This is a genomic window from Beijerinckia mobilis, from assembly GCF_000745425.1.
Taxonomy (GTDB): domain Bacteria; phylum Pseudomonadota; class Alphaproteobacteria; order Rhizobiales; family Beijerinckiaceae; genus Beijerinckia; species Beijerinckia mobilis.
The window spans coordinates 1-19,176 of record NZ_JQJH01000015.1; the positions used below are offsets into that span (position 1 = coordinate 1).

At 52.3% G+C, this 19,176-nt stretch carries 21 protein-coding genes and 1 tRNA gene; 13 read left to right on the forward strand and 9 right to left on the reverse strand.

The window, feature by feature from the left end; all coding sequences use genetic code 11:
- The coding region (locus DL88_RS12250) for an IS5/IS1182 family transposase (protein WP_034996090.1) at nt 1-309 on the reverse strand (309 nt) is incomplete at its 3' end.
- 385 nt (nt 310-694) lie between these two features.
- Between DL88_RS12250 and DL88_RS12255 the strand changes: the two genes are divergently transcribed.
- From DL88_RS12255 to DL88_RS12295, 9 genes are all read left to right on the forward strand, one after another.
- Nucleotides 695-982, forward strand: coding sequence for a head-tail connector protein (locus DL88_RS12255; RefSeq protein WP_034996441.1), 288 nt, complete (start codon nt 695-697; stop codon nt 980-982).
- A complete protein-coding gene (locus DL88_RS12260) occupies nt 982-1,395 on the forward strand; it encodes an HK97-gp10 family putative phage morphogenesis protein (protein WP_034996442.1) in 414 nt (137 codons plus the stop codon). The genes DL88_RS12255 and DL88_RS12260 overlap by 1 nt, the downstream gene beginning before the upstream one ends.
- Entirely contained in the window at nt 1,392-1,790 is a 399-nt protein-coding gene (locus DL88_RS12265) for a DUF3168 domain-containing protein (RefSeq protein ID WP_034996444.1), read from the forward strand. Before DL88_RS12260 ends, DL88_RS12265 begins: the two co-directional genes overlap by 4 nt.
- Nucleotides 1,787-2,098: a phage head completion protein gene (locus DL88_RS12270; protein WP_034996445.1), complete on the forward strand. Its 312-nt coding sequence runs from the start codon at nt 1,787-1,789 to the stop codon at nt 2,096-2,098. The genes DL88_RS12265 and DL88_RS12270 overlap by 4 nt, the downstream gene beginning before the upstream one ends.
- Complete coding sequence (locus tag DL88_RS12275; RefSeq protein ID WP_034996447.1) at nt 2,099-2,509, forward strand: phage terminase small subunit P27 family; 411 nt, start codon at nt 2,099-2,101, stop codon at nt 2,507-2,509.
- Complete coding sequence (locus tag DL88_RS12280; RefSeq protein WP_034996448.1) at nt 2,478-4,073, forward strand: terminase large subunit; 1,596 nt, start codon at nt 2,478-2,480, stop codon at nt 4,071-4,073. The genes DL88_RS12275 and DL88_RS12280 overlap by 32 nt, the downstream gene beginning before the upstream one ends.
- Nucleotides 4,074-4,090: 17 nt before the next feature.
- Entirely contained in the window at nt 4,091-6,940 is a 2,850-nt protein-coding gene (locus tag DL88_RS12285) for a tape measure protein (RefSeq protein WP_034996450.1), read from the forward strand.
- Nucleotides 6,941-7,173: 233 nt separating this feature from the next.
- The gene (locus DL88_RS12290; protein WP_156971075.1) at nt 7,174-7,923 is read left to right on the forward strand and encodes a hypothetical protein; all 750 of its coding nucleotides are present in this window, start codon (nt 7,174-7,176) and stop codon (nt 7,921-7,923) included.
- 593 nt (nt 7,924-8,516) lie between these two features.
- On the forward strand, nt 8,517-8,756 hold the full coding sequence (locus tag DL88_RS12295; RefSeq protein WP_034996453.1) for a hypothetical protein: 240 nt from the start codon (nt 8,517-8,519) through the stop codon (nt 8,754-8,756).
- Nucleotides 8,757-8,820: 64 nt separating this feature from the next.
- Here the strand turns inward: DL88_RS12295 and DL88_RS19930 are convergent, their stop codons facing one another.
- Together DL88_RS19930 and DL88_RS20350 are read right to left on the reverse strand one after the other, a co-directional pair.
- Complete coding sequence (locus DL88_RS19930; protein ID WP_084705154.1) at nt 8,821-9,051, reverse strand: type II toxin-antitoxin system HicA family toxin; 231 nt, start codon at nt 9,049-9,051, stop codon at nt 8,821-8,823.
- Complete coding sequence (locus tag DL88_RS20350; RefSeq protein WP_156971076.1) at nt 9,039-9,383, reverse strand: hypothetical protein; 345 nt, start codon at nt 9,381-9,383, stop codon at nt 9,039-9,041. Before DL88_RS20350 ends, DL88_RS19930 begins: the two co-directional genes overlap by 13 nt.
- A 546-nt stretch (nt 9,384-9,929) precedes the next feature.
- Here DL88_RS20350 and DL88_RS12305 point away from each other — a divergent pair.
- The gene (locus DL88_RS12305) at nt 9,930-10,190 is read left to right on the forward strand and encodes a hypothetical protein (protein ID WP_034996456.1); all 261 of its coding nucleotides are present in this window, start codon (nt 9,930-9,932) and stop codon (nt 10,188-10,190) included.
- Between the two features lie 30 nt (nt 10,191-10,220).
- The gene (locus DL88_RS12310; protein WP_156971077.1) at nt 10,221-10,493 is read left to right on the forward strand and encodes a hypothetical protein; all 273 of its coding nucleotides are present in this window, start codon (nt 10,221-10,223) and stop codon (nt 10,491-10,493) included.
- An 85-nt stretch (nt 10,494-10,578) separates the two neighbouring features.
- Here DL88_RS12310 and DL88_RS12315 read toward each other — a convergent pair.
- A tRNA-Leu gene (locus DL88_RS12315) sits at nt 10,579-10,665 on the reverse strand.
- A gap of 116 nt (nt 10,666-10,781) precedes the next feature.
- Between DL88_RS12315 and DL88_RS12320 the strand changes: the two genes are divergently transcribed.
- The gene (locus DL88_RS12320; RefSeq protein ID WP_034996459.1) at nt 10,782-11,684 is read left to right on the forward strand and encodes a lipid kinase; all 903 of its coding nucleotides are present in this window, start codon (nt 10,782-10,784) and stop codon (nt 11,682-11,684) included.
- 8 nt (nt 11,685-11,692) lie between these two features.
- Here the strand turns inward: DL88_RS12320 and DL88_RS12325 are convergent, their stop codons facing one another.
- Entirely contained in the window at nt 11,693-12,121 is a 429-nt protein-coding gene (locus tag DL88_RS12325; RefSeq protein WP_034996460.1) for a GlcG/HbpS family heme-binding protein, read from the reverse strand.
- 428 nt (nt 12,122-12,549) lie between these two features.
- Here DL88_RS12325 and DL88_RS12330 point away from each other — a divergent pair, with 428 nt between their 5' ends.
- Nucleotides 12,550-13,071 (forward strand): gamma carbonic anhydrase family protein, encoded by a 522-nt coding sequence (locus DL88_RS12330; protein WP_034996551.1) that lies wholly within the window; start codon nt 12,550-12,552, stop codon nt 13,069-13,071.
- Here DL88_RS12330 and dinB read toward each other — a convergent pair.
- From dinB to leuC, 4 genes are all read right to left on the reverse strand, one after another.
- Entirely contained in the window at nt 13,054-14,115 is a 1,062-nt protein-coding gene (gene dinB / locus DL88_RS12335; RefSeq protein ID WP_084705163.1) for a DNA polymerase IV, read from the reverse strand. The two genes, DL88_RS12330 and dinB, sit on opposite strands and share 18 nt — an antisense overlap.
- A gap of 225 nt (nt 14,116-14,340) precedes the next feature.
- Entirely contained in the window at nt 14,341-16,113 is a 1,773-nt protein-coding gene (locus tag DL88_RS12340) for a PHA/PHB synthase family protein (RefSeq protein WP_034996463.1), read from the reverse strand.
- A complete protein-coding gene (gene phaZ, locus DL88_RS12345; RefSeq protein WP_051955940.1) occupies nt 16,097-17,188 on the reverse strand; it encodes a polyhydroxyalkanoate depolymerase in 1,092 nt (363 codons plus the stop codon). The genes DL88_RS12340 and phaZ overlap by 17 nt, the downstream gene beginning before the upstream one ends.
- A 370-nt stretch (nt 17,189-17,558) precedes the next feature.
- Nucleotides 17,559-18,965 (reverse strand): 3-isopropylmalate dehydratase large subunit, encoded by a 1,407-nt coding sequence (leuC, locus tag DL88_RS12350; protein ID WP_034996465.1) that lies wholly within the window; start codon nt 18,963-18,965, stop codon nt 17,559-17,561.
- Nucleotides 18,966-19,176 lie beyond the last annotated feature (211 nt).

The window sequence follows — 19,176 nt, forward strand, 5'->3', positions numbered from 1 at the left end:
GTTGGTCCCGTCAAGGAAAGTCATACCCAGTGCCGGGCTCTTCTGCTTCTGGACCAGGGCAAGCAGCCGTTCCCAGACCCCGAGCTTCGACCAGCGGATGAATGTCTGCGCCGCCTTCCACCACGGACCAAGCTCCGGCGGAATGCTGCGCCATTTGGCACCGTTGGTGTGCCGCCAGAAGATCGCCGTAATGGTCCGACGCAGGTTCTGCAAAGGCGTTTTACCATGCGGCTGTACCGCCTGGATCAGAGGCTCCCAGATCGCCCAGGCTTCATCCGTGAAGACTTGTAAGCTCTTGTCCGTGCTCATCAATCAGATATAGGGAATAATTCAAGAACTAACAGGCCCTAGTTAAAAAGATCGAGATCACCACTAGCGAAAACTTCGATGACCTAGAAAGTTCAGTAATTCAAAAGGTTACAAAATATACATCCGCAGAACAAATAGTTAATACGATGACTCTAATCAAAGATGAATCTGGTGATTATTCACAAGCCATCTTTGGCACTGACACACCTGTTTAGCTGATGGCGTGAGATGAATGCGGTTCTGATGAAATTTTCGGGAATGTGAGTGTGAACGGGGGGTAGTGCAATACTCGAAAATTTCAAGAGGGGACCGGCGGGGGATGGTTCGCGCAAGATTTTCAACAAAATAGACTTTTTACCTATTTGATTATATTGGATTATTTTTCATGCTAAGTTTTATTGATCTGGATGACCTAAAAAGCCATCTGAATATCACTTTCGATGACGACGACACCTTGCTTCAATCCAAGATTGATGCCGCGTCTTCATACATTTCAACGCTCATTGTTCCTATCGATGATGGCGCTGAAATCCCCGGCCCGATCAAAGAGGCGACACGTAAACTTGCCGCTGATTTGTATGAGGATCGTAACGGGACGAATGCCGCACGATCGTTTGAAACCGAATATGGCGTTGCCGCCTTGATCACGCCTTATCGGGACTTCGCATTTTAATGGCGAGCAAGCAATTACGTGATCTAACCAAGCGGCTCGAAGCAATTCCGAAGGCTGTCAAAAACGCTGTTCAACCCTCATTGCAGAAATCAGGGAATGAACTCGCTGATATGCAGAAACATCTTGCCCCTGTTGATACTGGCGCTTTGCGAGATTCGATTACAGTGACGCCAGCCGGACAAATGACGCCTGCTTATTCGCAACCGGGTGGTTCCCATATCGTGCCGGAAAATGCAGTCGCTATTACTGTCGGAAATCAAGAGGTTCGCTATCCACACTTGGTTGAATATGGAACAGCCGAAGCGAAGGCACAGCCATTTTTCTGGCCCGCATTCCGGCTTCTGAAGAAACGTATTGAAAACAGGACCAAAAGAGCAATTTCGAAAGCCGTGAAGGATGATTGGAACAAATGAGTGACGATCCTTCTCTTACGCTTCAAATTGCTATTCGGCAGGCGCTTATTTCATCGCCTAATATGAGCGGCATCACTGTTTTTGATCGTGCCAAGACGCCAGAGATTTTTCCTTGCGTGATCATTGGTGAAGGCCAGAACGTCGCGGCTGATATTAATCTAGGCCGGGATTACATAAACACATATCTGGATCTTCATATCTGGACCAAGGAAGATAATTTAGCGAGCGTGAAGAAAATATCAGGAACGGTCAAAGATATTATCAAACATGCTCCCGCTAATTTAAGCGTGATCGATCTTAAAATTAACAGCACTCGCTTTCTTCGTGATCCATCCGGCGATTATTCACACGGTGTTATCACGGTCGAAGCTTTGATGAAGGAATTTTCAGAATGAATGCCGGTGATTTAGAGCATATCCTTTTATTTAAGGGACCGGTTTACAATTTTGACGAGGCAGGCGCGTCGATTACAACATATGAAGACCGCTTCATGTTGCGAGCTAAAATGGTTGAAAATTCGCAGGAAAATCAATCATCGGATAGCGGCACGCGCTCAATCCAGAAATACACATTTCAAACCCGTTTCAAGCCGGTTGCTTATGATTATCACGTCATTCTTTACGGCAAACCTCATGAGATTGAAAATATTGAAGTTATCGGCAGGCGCAAGGGTCTGAATATCACAGTAAAGGAAATCAAATAAATGCGCGGAAGGAAGCCGGGAGCAATTTATAGCGGATCAAGCCCTATTATTCGAGTGCCAAGCGCGCCTTCATGGTTGAACGATGACGCGAAAAAAGAATGGAAACGGGTTGCACCAATCCTGATCGAAGAACGTAAAACCCTCACTATGGCTGATCTAGCGACATTCGCAAATTACTGTTCGGCAGTAGGTGACATTATGGCGGCAGAATCACTCATTCGAGCCGAAGGCATGGTTATCACCACGCCACAGGGCAAGAAAAAACATCCCGCTATGATGGTCAAAAACGACGCCATGACTCAAAGCCGATTGCTTGCGGCAGAACTTGGCCTGACACCTGTTTCAAGGTCGAGGCCCGCGAAAGATATTCAGAACGACGATGAAAACGATTCAGCCGACTTGGGTCTTTGATAATAGTCCGATTGAAGACACCTTCGGTTTTGGTGAAAGGGCGGTTCGCTTCCTTCGTGCCTTGAAGCATCCCAAAACAGGCAGGCAGTTTCAGCTTGATCCGTGGCAGGAACGAATTGTTCGCCGCATTTATGGACCCTGCAAACCAGATGGAACCCGGATCGTTAAAAATGTGGTCTGGATGCTTCCGCGCGGCGGCAGGAAAACCACACTAGGCGCGGCTCTTGGTCTGCTTCATACGATCGGACCAGAGAAAATCACAGGCGGCCAGATCATTTGCGCGGCTTATGACCGTGATCAAGCACGAATCGCCTATGAAGAGGCTTCCGGCATTGTGAAGGCCGATCATAGGATTGTCGCGGCGACAAAGCTCTTGGATTACCGGCATCAAATCGTTCACTCGAAGAGCCGCGCGACAATGAAGGCTGTTTCGAGTGACGCGGCGGCACAAAATGGCCGAACCCCTTCCTTCGTGCTGTTTGATGAAATCCACGCATGGCGCGATCGGAAACTTTACGATGTTTTGCGAACCGGCCTTGGAAAAACCAAGGGAACGCTTTCGATTGTGATTTCGCAGGCTGGACGCGGGCAAGAGAACGTCGCCTATGAGATTTTCGACTATGCGCGCCGCGTGGCAAAGGGCGAAATCGATGATCCCGGCACGCTTCCGATTCTCTTTGAGACAGACAAAGATGCTGACTGGCGTGATGAAAACGTCTGGTTTGCTGTAAATCCTGGCTTATCCCTTGGTTATCCTGATCTTGATGCTTTGAGGCAGGAAGCGCGCGAGGCTGAAAATCGCCCTGCCCTTCGCGAGAAATTCAAAAACGATCATCTAAATATTTGGCTTGATCACTCCACAGACCCCTTTGTGGATATGGGAATCTATGATCGCGGCTCGAATCCGATTGATCTTGATAGCCTCGAAGGCTCGCCTTGCTGGATTGGCGTAGATATGTCCACCACAACCGATCTAACAGCCGTGATTGCTGCTTTTCGTGATGATGACGGCGGTTTCGTTGTTATACCTCATTTCTTTTGCCCGGCTGATAATCTAAGGGCACGTTCTGATCGTGATCACGTTCCTTACGTTCAATGGGCGGAAGATGGTTATATCAGCGCCACACCCGGCAATGTAATCGATTATAAGGCGGTTGAACTCTATATTCGCGGCTTATGTGACCAATATTCCGTTCAAGAAATCGGCTTTGATCCCGCTTATGCACAACCAGTCATGGCCCCTTTGCTCGAAGATGGCTTGCCTTGCATCACGATCCGGCAAGGATGGGTTACGCAATCGCCTGCTTTGAATGAATTGGAACGCGCAATCATTTCCGGTAAGTTTCAGCACGGCGGGCATCCTGTTTTGCGATGGTGCTTCGATAATATCGCAATCAATACGGATTCGGCAGGCAATCGCACCATGCACAAGGGCAAGAGCACAGATAGGATTGACGGTGCTGTAGCAACTTGGATGGCGGTTTCACGTGCGACGGTAGGCGAAAGCAATCGATCAATTTACGATGACGTTTCTGCAAGACCAGATGGATTTTTGATCTTTTAATTTAAGGATATTTGATTATGGCAAGCGAAGACGCACAATTGGTTGTGCAGCTTGAGGCGCGAATCCGCGACTTCGAAAAGAATATGCAGAAAGCAGCACGATCCGCAAATGATAATTTCGGATCGATCGAAAACCGTGCCAAGAGATCATCTCGGCAACTAGAAACCACGTTCGGCCAAGCTGCAAACAGTGTAAACGCCAAGCTCAATTCGATCGGCAAAGGGTTCTTAGAGAACTTCAATCCCGGTAAGATCGCGGCAGGAATGGCAACGGCACTGTCTGTTGAACAAATCAGAAAATACAGTGACGCATGGGTGAGCGCACAAAATAAAATCAAAGCTGCCATGGGCGAGAATGCGTCTGGCGCTGGCGTTGCAACTGATCTTGTTGCGGGAATTAGCGAAAGGGCGCTTTCGTCATTTAGCGAAACAGCGAGTTTGTTTGCCAGTCTAACACGCGCGAGTAAAGACCTTCACGCGTCCGAAGCGGACGTGTTAGTTGTTACCGAATCGGTCAGTAAGGCACTAACACTTGGCGGCGCTAGTGCGGAAGAGGCAAGTAGCGCAATTCTGCAACTTGGACAGGCGCTTGGTTCTGGCGTTTTGCAGGGCGATGAACTTCACTCGCTCTTGGAAAATGCGCCTACTCTTGCGGCTTCACTCGCCAAGGCATTCAACACGACTACAGCCGGATTGAAACAGCTTGGTTCCGATGGTGCATTAACATCCGACAAGGTTTTTAAAGCCCTGCTCGATTCAGCGCAGGACGTAAACAAACAATTCAAAGAGCTTCAGCCGACAATCGCACAAGCGTTCAATGTCCTCGAAACAAAAGCAATCGCTTATGTAGGTCATAGTAACGCAATCAAAACCGCCACAGACCTAGCAGGCAAAGCAATCATCGGTCTCGCAAATAATCTGGATACTGTCGGAACTGGCGCGGCGGCACTGGGCTCGATTTTGGCCGCTCGCCTGCTTGCGGCAGGTATTACACCTGTCATTGCTGGCATGGGGAGCTTGACGGCTTCCTTGACTGCGGCAGTTGCAGGAATCACGGCAACCGGAACAGCGGCGGGAATTGCATCGGCATCCCTCACGATCTTTTCTCGGGCTCTCGCCGTTATGGGTGGACCTGTCGGCATCGCGATCGCGGCTCTTGGCGCAACCTTCGCCTATGTCGCGAGCAAGATTTCAGAGGGAAAACCTGTCGCGGACGCCTACGCCAAGGCTCTCGATGAGCTTAAAAATTCCGGCGATGGCACTGCCCAAAGCCTGAAAAACGTAGGAAATGCCGCCCTTGAAGGCGCGACCAAGATGCGCGAGGCCACAGAGGCAACGCAAGGCGCGCATCTCAAATCATTCGATGCCGATGCCTCAAGCCTCACAGATACCTTACGCGGATTGGTCCAGAATCTTGAGCAATTCGGCGCTTTCCGAATCAACGAAGAGACGAAGGCGCAGGCGCTAGAGATTATTAAACGTGGAATGGATGGCGACGCTCAAGCCGCCAATGAGGCGGCAAAATCGATCGAAGCCATGGGCGCGGTAAATCCATCGTTCCAAGACGCTTTCGGAAAATTCGACACTCTGCTTGCCCGTCTCGCTATGGTGCGGCAGGCCGCGCAAAACGCTCACGCGGCCATAAATGAGGCTAAAAATGCGGAAAGTCAGGCCAAAACCGCCGCTTTAGACGCAAATCAGACTGGCGTGAAGGAACTCGCAGAAGCGAACCGGCTCAAGACCGCAAACGACAAATTGTCACAGGAACAGGTTCGCAGGTCGAAGCTGTCTTCGGACGCCAAGGCAATCGAGGATCGCGCCAAGAGCCTTCAAACAGATTTCGCCAAACAGGGCGGAAAGCTCTCTGATACGGAAGCCAAAACGCTCGCCACCAATCTGATTGGCAACGAAAAATCCGTCTCTGATAGCGAAAAACCCGCCAAAACCTCACATTCTAGCGGTAAATCCGAAGAAGAGAAGCAGGCGGACGCAATCAAAGCCCAGATCAAATCTTTGCAGGAAGAGGCGAGGCAGGAACAGGCAGAGGCCGCGACATTAGGTAAAACCGACGCTGAAAAACGCCTGGCGCTTGAGCTAAGCAAGAATATGGTTTCCGCGACCAGTGCCGAAGGCAAGGCTATTGCCGACAACGTGTCAAAAATCACTTCGGCTCAAGACGCAATCAAAGCCTATGACAAAGCTCAAGAGGATGCCAAGGCGCAGACTGATTTCTTCAAAAATAGCCTCGAAGGTTCCCTTGAGAGCCTAATCGTTGACGGACAGAGCGTTGGCGAGACATTCAAAAACCTTGCTGCGGAAATCGAGCGCGCCGCCCTACAGGCCGCATTGCTTGGCGAAGGACCATTGGCGAATCTGTTCGGCTCAGGTTCAAGCAAGGAAGGTTCTGGCGGCATCCTTGGCGCGTTGTTTAGCGGCGGAATCGGAAGCCTGTTCAAATTCGCTGATGGCGGCGCTGTTTCTGGACCGGGAAGCTCTAAATCGGACTCAATCCCTGCCCTATTGAGCAATGGCGAATATGTTGTTTCAGCCGATGCCACGCGCCGCCACAGGACTCTTCTGGACGCGATCAATTCCGGCAAGGTTCCTCGATTTGCGAGCGGTGGCCTTGTCTCGGCTCCCTCGATTTCCGCACCTTCGATCAAACCGGCTTCTGGAGCGGTATCAGGCGCTTCTGGCGGCGGCATGAGCGTGACGAATAACGTGACTGTGAACGCCAGCGGTGGAACGAAAGAGCAAAACAACGATCTTGCTAAGCAAGTTTCAAGTCAAATTGAAGCTCAAATGCGCCAAATCGCGGCGAATGAAATTAGATCGCAGTCAAGGCCGGGAGGTTACTTGGCGAGATAAAGAAAAAGGCCAGACGGGAGGAATAACCGTCTAGCCTTTTTCTGCAAGGAAGATATCAAAGCAATGCCGTTTGCTTTGACTTATATATTATAGCAAACTATCGAATCGATTGCACAAAATTTTCCATAAAAATTCCATCAAATCCAACGTCAAAATAGCTATAATAATGTGTCCAAAAAAAGACCGCCAAAAAAGGCGGTCTAAAGTTATAACTTACAGGCAAAGTAAATATAATGATTTCCGAAGAAATTTACAATACAAAACTTAAATACGAACTAGAAAAAATCCGCTCTGATTATTTCAAAACTGTTCGGCGCGGGGAACAAGAAATCCCCTATTGTTTCGGGCGTTATAATATATACGATCGAAACTCTTCGGATTGTGCAAAATGTCCCGGCACTCGCCCGACACGGGAAAGCAACGGCCTTCCGGCATGTGAAGCCTGCGGTCAAAAAGCTATTCAATACATGCTCGATTTGGGTGGCACGCATAAGCCTTTATCGAAACCGCTCATAGAATGCGCTCGCAGATTTTATATTAAACAACGGGATTTCCGCGAAGCCAATGATCCGGCAATTCGAGCCAAAAACGAAGCCGTTCGGCTGGAAAACGAAGCAAAAGAACGCGAACGGGAAGAGGCGAAGGAAAAACATCGAAAGGCCATGCGCGCAAAATATGTCCCTGTCGCTCGCTCAATCCCCTTGCCTATGAGTCCTGCCGAGATCGATCACAGGGAACAACTTTTAGTTGTATCATTGAAAGCGCCGGAGACTGCGCAGCTTCGTCAATTGCGTGGCAGAGAAGCCGAAATCATGGATTGGTTGCGCGCCAGAGAAGCCGCGAGAGCATTGGGGAACGATTCCCGCGCAATGGTCGCGAAGCAATTCTATGTCCTAACAGACATCGAAGTGAGCCGGGATGCGGGCAAGCGAACCCTAGAGACCATCGCGAAACTCGAAAAGCCGGGAAATATTTGGGGTTAGAGAGGTGTCCCAAAATTTTTCAAGGTTATCTCTTGGAGGCTGGATTAACGGCATTGAAGCCTGTTCCACGCCATTTTGCCATTTCAAACTAAATCTTTATATTTCAATTGCTTAATGATGGTGTCCCAAAATTTTTCAAGTTTTCTTTTATATATATATATAATATTAGATTATTTTCTAAATAAGAACTTACCAGTAGGGTGAAAGAAATTGGGACGCCCTTCGGGCACCCCAATCCCTTTCGATTTTAGTTCCCCTCTCATTCCGCAGAGGTTTGGTAAACCAATCTGCGGAATTAAAAACTCCCTGCTCTTCCCCAACATCTGCGGAACTAGCTTTCTGCCCCGCTCGCTTCGCTCGCTCCCGCCTTCCGCCCAATACCTTAGATATTGATTCCAAGGATTAACAGCAGAGGCTAAGGAGTGGCCTTCGGCATAGCCTCCGCTAGGGTACTAGCTAAAAAATGCTAAAGCCTGTCAGTGATCTTTCTAGGCGATTTTAGAGCCAATCATATTTTAAGCAATTTTGTGCAATCTCTCCGGCGATTCGCTATAATAGCTTTAAAGAATTTCAAGACCATGCGGATTAGTTTCATGGAACAGTATAAAAAGTTACGCAAACCATCTAAGAAAAAAATAGAATGGTTGGATGAAGAAATTAGAATCTGTCAGGCATGTTTGGACATGATGCGGAATTGGCCGAGTCTTTACAAAGAGCCGGTGGATTTTTTTACTAAGGAAGATATATGCGCAGACTTGGCAAATTATATTGTCGAGCGACAAGGCAAGGATAATACTTTCGATTTCCGGACCATGCTTCGCGAAGCAGCTTGAAACCAATACAACTTAAAGCTGCAATTATTGAAAGAATTAACCCCGCACTAGGCGGGGGTTTTGCTTATTTCCGAAATATCTTTTTTGGTAAACCGGACTGCCTGATCATTGATCGAAGCGTATCTGGTTTAATTTCCTCGCCAGAGGAATGCATAGCGACTGTCACAAACGAAACACCCTTTTCATCTTCTTTACGATAGATTGCGTGGCTTGTTCCGTTGTGTCTATGCAAAATAAATCCATGAGCTTTTAGTATTTCTAAAAACTCTCCAAAGGTACATTTTAGGCGTGGCACGGAATGGTAAATCCATGCTCGGTCTCATTGTCCTTTCGATCCACGTGAAGGGCGTGCCAAAAGAAACCAAAAAGATAACGAACGCGGACAAAAAATGGTGCTTTACGATTAAGCAATTTTTCCCGTGCCGGACTTGGTTCGTCGTTAGCAGCTTTGAGATAATCGGAAATCGAGTCTTTTAGAAGATTGAAAACCTCATCTGCACTGTGACCTTGCACGGCGATATCAAGATCAAGACAAATCGCTTCCCAAGCGGTGCCATGCCCATGGGCAAAACATAGTAGGTTTCGTTTTATCATCGCTTTTGCCTTGCGGGAGCAAATTCTCTCCATTCGTGTCCTAACAAACGGAGCTTTCGTCAAGCCTTACTAACGAAAGTAAGCTAAATATGGTTTCTTCATCGCACCGAGCAAAGACCGCGCCGTGACGAGCGAACTTCTATTTACATAAATAAAAATATTTCGCGATCATCCAATTTCGAAATCTCCCCGGCTCGCTCGCTATAGGGCAATTGTCCCCCAGACGGGACAGAGCCACAGGAGAAGATATGGCCCGCTTACTACCACCCTTGTCGGCCCTTAAAGCCATGCCAATCGCTGATGCGACGGAATTGCTTCATATCCGCGCGGCATTCGCACGCGAGGTTGAACTAAAGGCTTCTCTCAAAAACGGCAGGCGCAACCTTTGCCGCGTTTATCAATTCGCGGATGAGCTTGGCATTCCTCTATGTGAAGTCGAAGACGAGTATTTTTCCGCATAAATAAGTAACTGCTTACTATAGAATGTGATAATATAAGTAAATTCTCACTTATTTGACAGATAATAAACAAATAACTAGATTTTATTTGTTGATTAATCTGACTGGAAGAGTGAAATTCATGCAGGAAATTAAAAAACTATCCCCGGCTCAAATCGAAGTGACCATCAAGGGGATTGAAGTGGCGTTTAAAAACCTTGACTCATTCGATGACGAAACGGGTTCTGGCGTCTATCTGCCTGATGAAGTCTATGAACGCCTTGTCGGCGCGCTGATCAATCCAGACCCATGCGCTGTAACCGGCGAAGTTACAGCGGATCAAATCAAAATCATTCTCGGCACTGTCGGGAATATCTGGCCGGAAGGCTTGCTTCGGGACTAAATCACTCACTTAATTTAACAGGAGAAAACTGTGAATACTTTTCCAGATAACAATATGGTCGAAGCGATTTTGAAGTCGCGCTTTCTTAAAGGCGAAATCGACGGGGAATCTTGGCACTCCGTCGCTGGCAATGAACTTGACCTATCCGTTCCTGATGGGGCGGCACTTCATGCCTTCAATAATGCTTCGGAGGTGATCCAGCTTAAACAGGACTATTACGAAATCCACTATGCCAGTGGCGTTGGATTCGTATTGGTCCGGGAAGCCGATGGAACTTGGCGGCTGAATTATCCACAGGATTGATTCCCGTTCCAAAGCTCCACAAAGATGCTACAAAACCTTCGACTGTTTCGCCAGCAAGTTATTGAAAACACTCAATAAATCAATGTGGTGCGGGCGGTCGGAATCGAACCGACACTCTGTCACCAGAACCGGATTTTGAGTCCGGCGCGTCTACCAGTTCCGCCACGCCCGCGCGGATCGCAGCGTTTTGCATGAGTGCGTGGCGGAAGTCCAGTCTTCGAAGCATGGCTATTGTAAAAAATCGCAAGGCCATGCGCCTTTCCCCTTCAAGTGGTTGCTTAAGACCTCATGCACTCGACCCTCCAGCCGCGCCGCCACGCCCTTTTCATTCTCAACCGGAACGCCAGGCGCGCCGCGCAAATGGCGGAGACCGTCGAAGATCATTTGCGCCAGAGCGGATTCGACCTGATCATCCCCCAGATCAACGGGAGCCGGGACGTTTCCTCGGCGATCGTCGAATTTGCCCAGGATGTCGATTGCGTCATCGTCGCCGGCGGAGACGGAACATTGAACGCCAGCGCCGAAGGTCTTTGCAAGACGCGCCTGCCGCTGGGAATCGTGCCGCTCGGCACGGCCAATGATCTCGCCCGCACCCTGGGCATACCGGGGGAGATCGAAGCTGCCGTGAACATCATCTCCGCCTCGCAATGCCGCACAATCGACCTCGGCATCGTCAATGATCAGCCATTCTTCAACGTGGCGAGCATCGGCTTCAGCGCCATGCTGGCCGCCCATCTCACCAAGCGCGCGAAAAGCCGCTTCGGCGTGCTCGGCTACGCCATCGGCGCCTTACAGATCGCCTCGCAAAGCCGTCCGTTCACAGTGTGCCTGGAGCATGACGGTATCACCGAGACATTCAAGAGCATCCAGGTTTCGGTCGGCAATGGCCGCTATTACGGCGGCGGCATGCAGATTCACGAAGCGGCGGAACCTGACGATAAAAGGCTCTATGTCTATAGCCTCAATGTCCGCAACTGGCTCCACGCGCTGTTTCTCCTGCCTTCGCTCCGCAGGGGCATGCAGCGTCGCCATGCGGGGGTAAGGGCCTTCGAGACACATGCACTGGTTCTACGAAGCCATCGCCCGCATGACATCAATACCGACGGAGAAGTCAAGACGAGCACACCGGGCCACTTCTCGCTCCGCACCAACGCCGTCACGGTCTTCGTGCCGGGCAATGAACCCGGCTAGAAATGGCATCAGCCGGCGTCAGGACGCAAGCCGACGGATTCGATCCCGGCGATGGCACAAATCTCATCATTATCGGAGGTGTCGCCACTGATGCCGACCGCGCCGAGCAGATTTCCATCCGCATCCCGAATGAGCACGCCGCCCGGAACCGGAACAATCGCACCTTGCGCAAGCGTGTTGACGGCCCCAATGAAAAACGCCTGTTCCTGCGCCCGCTTGAAGATCGCCCGCGATCCCATGCCGAGCGCCAGGGCGCCATAGGCTTTGCCTTGCGCCACCTCGCCCCGCAGCAGGCTGATTCCATCCTGACCGAAGAAAGCCCGAAGGCAGCCGCGCTCATCAAGCACCGAAACAGCCAGAGGCTTCAGCTTAAGTTCGACACCCTTGGCAAGAGCGGCCTCCGCCACCCGGCGGGCGATATCCAGGGATAAAGTCATAACAATCTCCATTTGGCGTGAGGTCCGGCCCAACCGATGCGCTTCGCGGGAATCAGACAGGGCCTAATTCAAATCCTGATTTATTTGGAAAATATTTCCATTTCTATGAAAATTCGCTGGTGAAAAGGAAAGGGGATATCGAATCCTCTCCTCCCTGACTCTCCCTCTTCTTCCCGAAACCAGACAGCCGATTCCGATTTTCGGAAATATGCTGCATTTACAAAAAGATGGAGCAATGTAGATGCGCCTGGTCCATTGCATTATGCTCCGAAAGCGCGTCTCATTGATCACGAGCTGTTGTAATCAACGCGGCGCGGCTCGAGACTCTTCCCACGCAGAATCATCGCACGGCCGCCGTGAGAAACGGCAACGGCCGGCTTGAGAGACTGCGGGAACAGACCAATCTTCAGGACGGGAAACGAATGCCGATGCTCTATCAACTGGAAGATCATCAGCCACAGATCGATGCCGATTGTTTCATCGCACCGACGGCCACATTGATCGGCCGCGTCCGCGTGGAAGCCGAGGCCAGCATCTGGTTCGGAACCGTCCTGCGCGGCGATACGGAGACCCTGCATATTGGCAAGGGTGTCAATGTGCAGGACAATTCCGTTCTGCACGCCGATCCGGGCTTCCCGCTGGTTCTGGAAGACGATGTCAGCATCGGCCATCTTGCTATTGTGCACGGATGTTTCATCGGGACCGGATCGCTGATCGGCATGGGCGCGACGATCATGAACGGCGCGCGAATCGGCGCGCATTGCCTGATCGGCGCCGGCAGCCTCATTACCGAGGGCAAGGAAATCCCACCGGGCTCCATTGTACGTGGCGCACCGGGCAAGGTCGTCGGTGAGATCACCGACAAACATCGCCTCATGCTCGGGCGCACGGCGGAAACCTATCGTGAACGCGGGCGCCGCTATCGGGTCCATTTACGGCCCCTGCCCTGACAAACCCTCAAATGGGAGTCGGAGCTGTGTATCCTGGGGCTTGGGCTGTGCAAAATTAGACAGCGTGAGGCCGAGCAGCCGGATTCCCTTCGGCGGCGGAAACAGAGAGGCGATCAGAGCCATTGCCTTTTCGTCGAATTGACGCCGCGTCGCAATGCCTTCCGTCACCGTATGGCTCCGTGTTATCTGTTGAAAATCCGCATATTTCACTTTCAAGGTGAGTGTGCGGCCGGTGAGCCGCATCAATTCGCAGCTACGCCAGACTTTGTCGGCGATCGGCGCCAGAGCCGCCAGCCCCTGTCCCAGAGTGAAGAGATCATTGGCGAATGTATTTTCAGCGCCGAGCGATTTGCGCTCCCGATCAGGCCGCACCGGCCGATCGTCGATGCCGCGCGCGATCCCGTAATAATAGGTGCTGGCCCTGCCGAAATGATGCTGCAGAAAGGCCAGCGATTGCCGTTTCAGGTCAAGGCCGGTTTCAATGCCGAGCCCGTTCATGCGGGCAGCTGTGGCAGGGCCGATGCCATGGAACCGGCCAACCGGCAGGGTTTCGACGAGCACGGGGCCCATTTTCGGTGTAATGATGAACAGGCCATCCGGCTTGTTGGTATCGGAGGCGAGCTTGGCCAGGAACTTATTGTAAGAAACGCCCGCAGAAGCCGTCAGCTCGGTCTCACTCCTGATACGCTTGCGTATGGTTTCAGCGATCTCCGTGGCGGAGCCGATATTCGTCAGATTGCTGGTGACATCAAGATAGGCTTCATCGAGCGATAGCGGTTCGATCAATGGTGTGTAATCGGCGAAGATCGCCCGGATCTGCCGCGACACCGCCTTGTAGACATCAAAGCGCGGCGGCGCGAAAATGAGCTCCGGACATTTTCGCAGGGCAGTGACGGACGGCATTGCCGAACGGACACCAAATTTCCGCGCCTCGTAGCTCGCCGCCGCGACGACCCCACGCGCCCGTGCGCTTCCAACCGCGACTGGACGGCCACGCAAGGCAGGATCATCCCGCTGCTCGACGGACGCATAAAACGCGTCCATGTCTATATGGATGATCTTACGCGGCAGTACCTGAGCCGCATCCCCGCCCGTCACCAGAATTTCCGCCCTGCCGTGGTACAGTCAGCACCGATCATATCAAAGAGCGATAAGCGTGACTTCTCTTTGTTTGGTCCCGAGGTTTAAGCCAAAGCGGAGCGGGAACGGTTCAGCCGATCGTCATGGATCACGACAGCTCGTGATCCATGAATTTCAGAACAAGATAGATCAGGCTTCCAGAACATAAATGCCGGGCGCATTGCCCAGCGTATTGCCGCCAGGCAAAGTATCGGTCCGCAAGGGGGGGCTTTCTCCGCTCGAATGTTCATCGAGCCAATGGACCCATTCCGGCCACCATGATCCCTGCTGTTTTTTCGTAGTCGCCAACCACCGTTCGCTATTGATGAAGAGATCCCTCAATGCCTTGGTGCGAACGCGATAATGCCGGCCGGGATGACCGATCTCTGAGACAATGCCCGCATTGTGGCCGCTCGATGTCAAAAGGAAAGTGACATCTGTTCTCGCAAGCAGGTGTATTTTAAACACCGATTTCCAGGGTGCGATATGATCTCGCTCCGTGCCGATCGCGAAGATCGGCACATGAATGTCATTCAGCGCGATCGGCTGCCCGTCAGTTTCGAAACGTCCTTCGGCAAGATCATTGTCGAGAAAAAGCTTGCGTAAATATTCCGAATGCATCTTGTAGGGCATACGCGTCGTGTCGCTGTTCCAGGCGATCAGATCCGTCATCCTGTGGCGTTTACCCATGAGATAATCATGGACCATACGCGACCACACAAGGTCGTTCGAGCGCAGGAGCTGGAAGGCGCCGGCCATCTGCCGCCCATCGAGGAAGCCCTGCTCGCGCATCAAATCCTCGAGAAACTTCAGCTGGCTTTCATCGATGAACAGGGTCAGTTCCCCGCCTTCGCGGAAATCCACCTGGGCAGCGATCATTGTCATCGATTTAAGGATTTCCTGACCGGCGCGGGCCATGGTCGCCGCCGCGATTGCGAGCAATGTCCCGCCGAGGCAATATCCCGCCGCATGGATTTTGCGTCCGGGCAGCATGGATGAAATCGTATCGATCGCAGCCATGACACCGAGCCGGCGATAATCCTCAAGCCCCAACCCCGCATCGGCCTTGGTAGGATTGTGCCAGGAGATCATGAAGACGGAAAATCCCTGTTCGACGAGATAGCGGACGAGCGAATTCGACGCCGACAGATCGAGAATGTAATATTTCATGATCCAGGCGGGAACGAACAGGATCGGCTCGTCCTTCACCTGCTCCGTCGTCGGAGAATAAAGAATCAGCTCCATGAGCCGGTTACGGAACACGACCTTGCCCGGCGTCACGCCGACATCACGACCGACCTGAAACTCCTCCGCTCCATCCGGACGTTCGCGCATCTGCCAGCGATAGAGATCATCAAGAAGATGACTATATCCCTTTAACAGGTTGATGCCATGACATTCTCGCGTCCGTCGCCCGACCGCGGGATTGGTGGTGATGAAATTGGACGGCGCCCAGACATCAAGCATCTGCCGCGTGCCAAAGGCGACGACATTCTCATGCTTTTGCGTCACGCCTTCGACATCGGTCGTGGCTTTCAGCCACCATTCCTGCTGCAGGAGAAACGCCTGCCAGAAAAGATAAAACGGCCATTGCCGCCATTCCGGCTCCGAGAACCGGTTGTCGCCGGACAAAGGCTTGATCGCCTGTCCCGAAGACTCGCCGGTGAAGGCCTCCGCCATGATCGCCATTAGACGCGTCGCCTGCGTCATCTGATCCATGGCGAGCTGCATCTGCTTTCCCGGCGACAGCGCGAGATGCATGCCCCAATCCATGAAAGCCGCACCAAACACCATAGGTGACAGGACATTGCTGAAACGCGCGACCAGCCCGTGAAAAGCCTGATCGATTGCCCTGGTTGTCTGTTCAAATGGCTCTATCTCTTTGGCCTGCGCCAGACGCGTGAGCTCAAGTTCGTGCTTCATGATTGAGAAATCCCATGATTTCCGGCACGATCTGGGTGCGGCAAATATGCCCATGGAATAATGAGAAATGGCCGCATCCATCGACCAGCAGATGACGCTGCTTGTCTTTTGGAATCGATCCGCAAAGGTCATGCGCGGCTTTGGTCTGGCCCGGCGCGGCGATATCATCACGCTCGCCCTCCACCGTCATCAAGGCCGTCTTCCTGATTGCGAGAGGATCAATCTTCGTATTGGCAAAAATAAATTTCCCAGTGACGAGATCGCGGTCCTGGAAAACGCAGCGAATATTCTCCAGAAAATGTTCCGCCGGCAAATCCATCAGTGTGTAGGCAAGCGTCACGAATGGAAAATGCACGGGATCGACGCCGTCATCGGCAACAAGTTTCCAATAAAGTTCTCTCCCTTCGAGACAATGACGCGTCACATAAGCGGTGAGCGTCGCGATCTGCAATGTTTTCGGATAGACGAGTCGTCCCCGGCCGGGGAAACCAGTCGGCACCGGGATAATTGTATTGGAACGCAGCCAATCCAATGTATGCCCCCGCAAATTGCGAACGACACCGGTTGGATTGCGCAAAGGATCGACGGGACCGCCCATCAAAATCAATGATTGCGGCGCGGCTTCAGGCTCGCGGGCAGCGAGATAAGCCGTGGCAGCCAAGGTGGGGACGACGGCCTGGCAGACGCCGAGCAAATGCAAATCTGTCCCGAGCAGCCGAATCATATCGGTAATATAGGAAATCGACGTATCGAAACCGAAACGGCCAAATGTTTTCGGAATATAGCGGACGTCAAACCAATCGGCGACGGCGACCGCCGGGTTCTCCGTCAGAAGGGCGACGACGAGATCGCGCAGGAGAATCGGAAAGCCACCCGCAAGCGGCGGTACAACGAGAAATGGTCTGGTATTCGTTTCAAAACCGGTCCGTTCACGGGAAAACAAACGAAGGTCCGCGAAGGGCCATCGGCAGAGAACATGCTCATGAACATCGACTCGTTTGCCGTTGACGGTCACCGAAGCGATGCCGAATTTCTGCCACGCTTTGGGATCAATCACGCCATCATCAACGGCCAAACGAAATTTTCCCGCTACACCCAAATCGTTGTCCTCCCGTTTTTAAGAGAGCAACGCTTTTCAGACGCAATTGGTTGAAGCTTCCAAAAGAAATAGGGGAGCAGCCGGAATCACAGGCTCTCCCCTTCGGATGCTCTCATTTCCGGCCCGATCATTCAACCCAATAGTCGTGTCTCCGCTTGTTTCCCACACCGAGATGACATCAATTCTCGATGAGAACAACGCATTGACGCTCTGTCAGAATGGAAATCATTTCCATGGAAATGACATTGTCACGCGGAGCAAAGGTCATGGAAGATGGAGATCGGAAACGTGAAGAGCCAGCGCGTGTTCAGCCCGCGAGATCATCTCGCGGGCCCTCTTTCTGACTTCAATGCCAATCACGAATATCGACGAAATGGCCAGCGATACCGGCTGCCGCCGCCATGGCCGGCGATACGAGATGTGTGCGTCCCTTGAAGCCTTGCCGGCCTTCGAAATTGCGGTTCGAGGTCGAGGCGCAACGTTCACCCGGCGAGAGCTTGTCGGGATTCATAGCAAGACACATCGAGCAACCGGGCTCCCGCCATTCGAAACCAGCCGCCTTGAAGATGACGTCGAGCCCTTCAGCTTCGGCCTGCTCCTTGACGAGTCCGGATCCCGGAACCACGAGGCCGTTGACCGAAGCAGCGATATGTTTGCCCTGAACGATCTGCGCAGCAGCACGCAGATCCTCGATCCGGCCATTGGTGCAGGACCCGATGAAAACGCGATCGATCGCAATCGAGGTGAGCTTCTCGCCACCCTTGAGCCCCATATAGTCAAGAGCCCGGGCGATCGATGCCTTTTTCGCCTCGCTCGTCGCGTCTTCCGGCGACGGGACCAATCCGGTGATGGCGACGACATCCTCGGGGCTCGTGCCCCAGGTCACGGTAGGCGGCAGATTGGCCGCATCAAGGCGAATTTCCCTATCGAAAACAGCGCCTTCATCGGAGGAGAGAGTCTGCCAATAAGCAAGCGCCGCATCCCAGGCAGCACCCTTCGGCGCCTTCGGACGGTCCTTCAGATAAGCGTAGGTTTTTTCATCCGGCGCGATCATGCCGGCACGGGCACCACCCTCGATGGTCATGTTACAGACCGTCATGCGGCCTTCCATCGAAAGGGCGCGAATGGCTTCGCCAGCATATTCGATGACATGGCCGGTGCCACCGGCCGTGCCAATTTCGCCGATAATTGCAAGGATGAGATCTTTCGCGCTGACGTGATCAGGGAGCACCCCGTCGACCACGATCCGCATGTTCTTGGCCTTGGCCTGGATCAGGGTCTGGGTTGCCAGCACATGCTCGACCTCGGAGGTTCCAATGCCATGCGCCAGCGCGCCAAAGGCGCCATGGGTCGATGTATGGCTGTCACCGCAGACGATCGTCGTGCCCGGCAAGGTGAAACCCTGCTCCGGCCCAATGATATGAACGACACCCTGACGATGATCGAGTGCATCGTAATATTCGATGCCGAATTCGGCGGCATTGGCCGCCAGCTGAGCGACCTGAAGCCGGCTTTCGGGATCTTCGATACCCTGGCTCCGATCGGTTGTCGGAACATTGTGGTCGACGACCGCCAATGTCTTCTGTGGCGCCCGAATCTTGCGGCCCGCCATGCGCAGGCCTTCAAAAGCCTGCGGGCTCGTCACCTCATGCACGAGATGGCGATCGATATAGAGGAGGCTCGTGCCGTCGGCCTGAGTCTCGATGACATGGTCGTCCCAGATTTTGTCGTAGAGGGTACGCGGTTGCGCCATGGCTGTTCTGTCAGTCCTCGTCATTTCGCGTCATGATCGACATCGCCTGAACAGCCAGAGCATGGCCAGAACCATGATCGACGTGTTTACCAACGCGCGGTCGATGCTGTCTAAGATTTAGGCGTCAGCAGCACAAGCTCTGCCGTCGCCATCTGTCCGGAATACCTCACGAAAACGGTACCCGGGACAATGCCTTGAATCCAGACTTTGA

Excerpts from the sequence above, each read along its gene's own strand:
- DL88_RS12255 (WP_034996441.1), top strand. The coding sequence starts at position 695 with ATGCTAAGTTTTATTGATCTGGATGACCTAAAAAGCCATCTGAATATC.
- DL88_RS12260 (WP_034996442.1), top strand. The coding sequence starts at position 982 with ATGGCGAGCAAGCAATTACGTGATCTAACCAAGCGGCTCGAAGCAATT.
- DL88_RS12265 (WP_034996444.1), top strand. The coding sequence starts at position 1,392 with ATGAGTGACGATCCTTCTCTTACGCTTCAAATTGCTATTCGGCAGGCG.
- DL88_RS12270 (WP_034996445.1), top strand. The coding sequence starts at position 1,787 with ATGAATGCCGGTGATTTAGAGCATATCCTTTTATTTAAGGGACCGGTT.
- DL88_RS12275 (WP_034996447.1), top strand. The coding sequence starts at position 2,099 with ATGCGCGGAAGGAAGCCGGGAGCAATTTATAGCGGATCAAGCCCTATT.
- DL88_RS12280 (WP_034996448.1), top strand. The coding sequence starts at position 2,478 with ATGAAAACGATTCAGCCGACTTGGGTCTTTGATAATAGTCCGATTGAA.
- DL88_RS12285 (WP_034996450.1), top strand. The coding sequence starts at position 4,091 with ATGGCAAGCGAAGACGCACAATTGGTTGTGCAGCTTGAGGCGCGAATC.
- DL88_RS12290 (WP_156971075.1), top strand. The coding sequence starts at position 7,174 with ATGATTTCCGAAGAAATTTACAATACAAAACTTAAATACGAACTAGAA.
- DL88_RS12295 (WP_034996453.1), top strand. The coding sequence starts at position 8,517 with ATGGAACAGTATAAAAAGTTACGCAAACCATCTAAGAAAAAAATAGAA.
- DL88_RS20350 (WP_156971076.1), bottom strand. The coding sequence starts at position 9,383 with ATGGAGAGAATTTGCTCCCGCAAGGCAAAAGCGATGATAAAACGAAAC.
- DL88_RS12305 (WP_034996456.1), top strand. The coding sequence starts at position 9,930 with ATGCAGGAAATTAAAAAACTATCCCCGGCTCAAATCGAAGTGACCATC.
- DL88_RS12320 (WP_034996459.1), top strand. The coding sequence starts at position 10,782 with ATGCACTCGACCCTCCAGCCGCGCCGCCACGCCCTTTTCATTCTCAAC.
- DL88_RS12325 (WP_034996460.1), bottom strand. The coding sequence starts at position 12,121 with ATGACTTTATCCCTGGATATCGCCCGCCGGGTGGCGGAGGCCGCTCTT.
- DL88_RS12330 (WP_034996551.1), top strand. The coding sequence starts at position 12,550 with ATGCTCTATCAACTGGAAGATCATCAGCCACAGATCGATGCCGATTGT.
- dinB (WP_084705163.1), bottom strand. The coding sequence starts at position 14,115 with ATGGACGCGTTTTATGCGTCCGTCGAGCAGCGGGATGATCCTGCCTTG.
- DL88_RS12340 (WP_034996463.1), bottom strand. The coding sequence starts at position 16,113 with ATGAAGCACGAACTTGAGCTCACGCGTCTGGCGCAGGCCAAAGAGATA.
- leuC (WP_034996465.1), bottom strand. The coding sequence starts at position 18,965 with ATGGCGCAACCGCGTACCCTCTACGACAAAATCTGGGACGACCATGTC.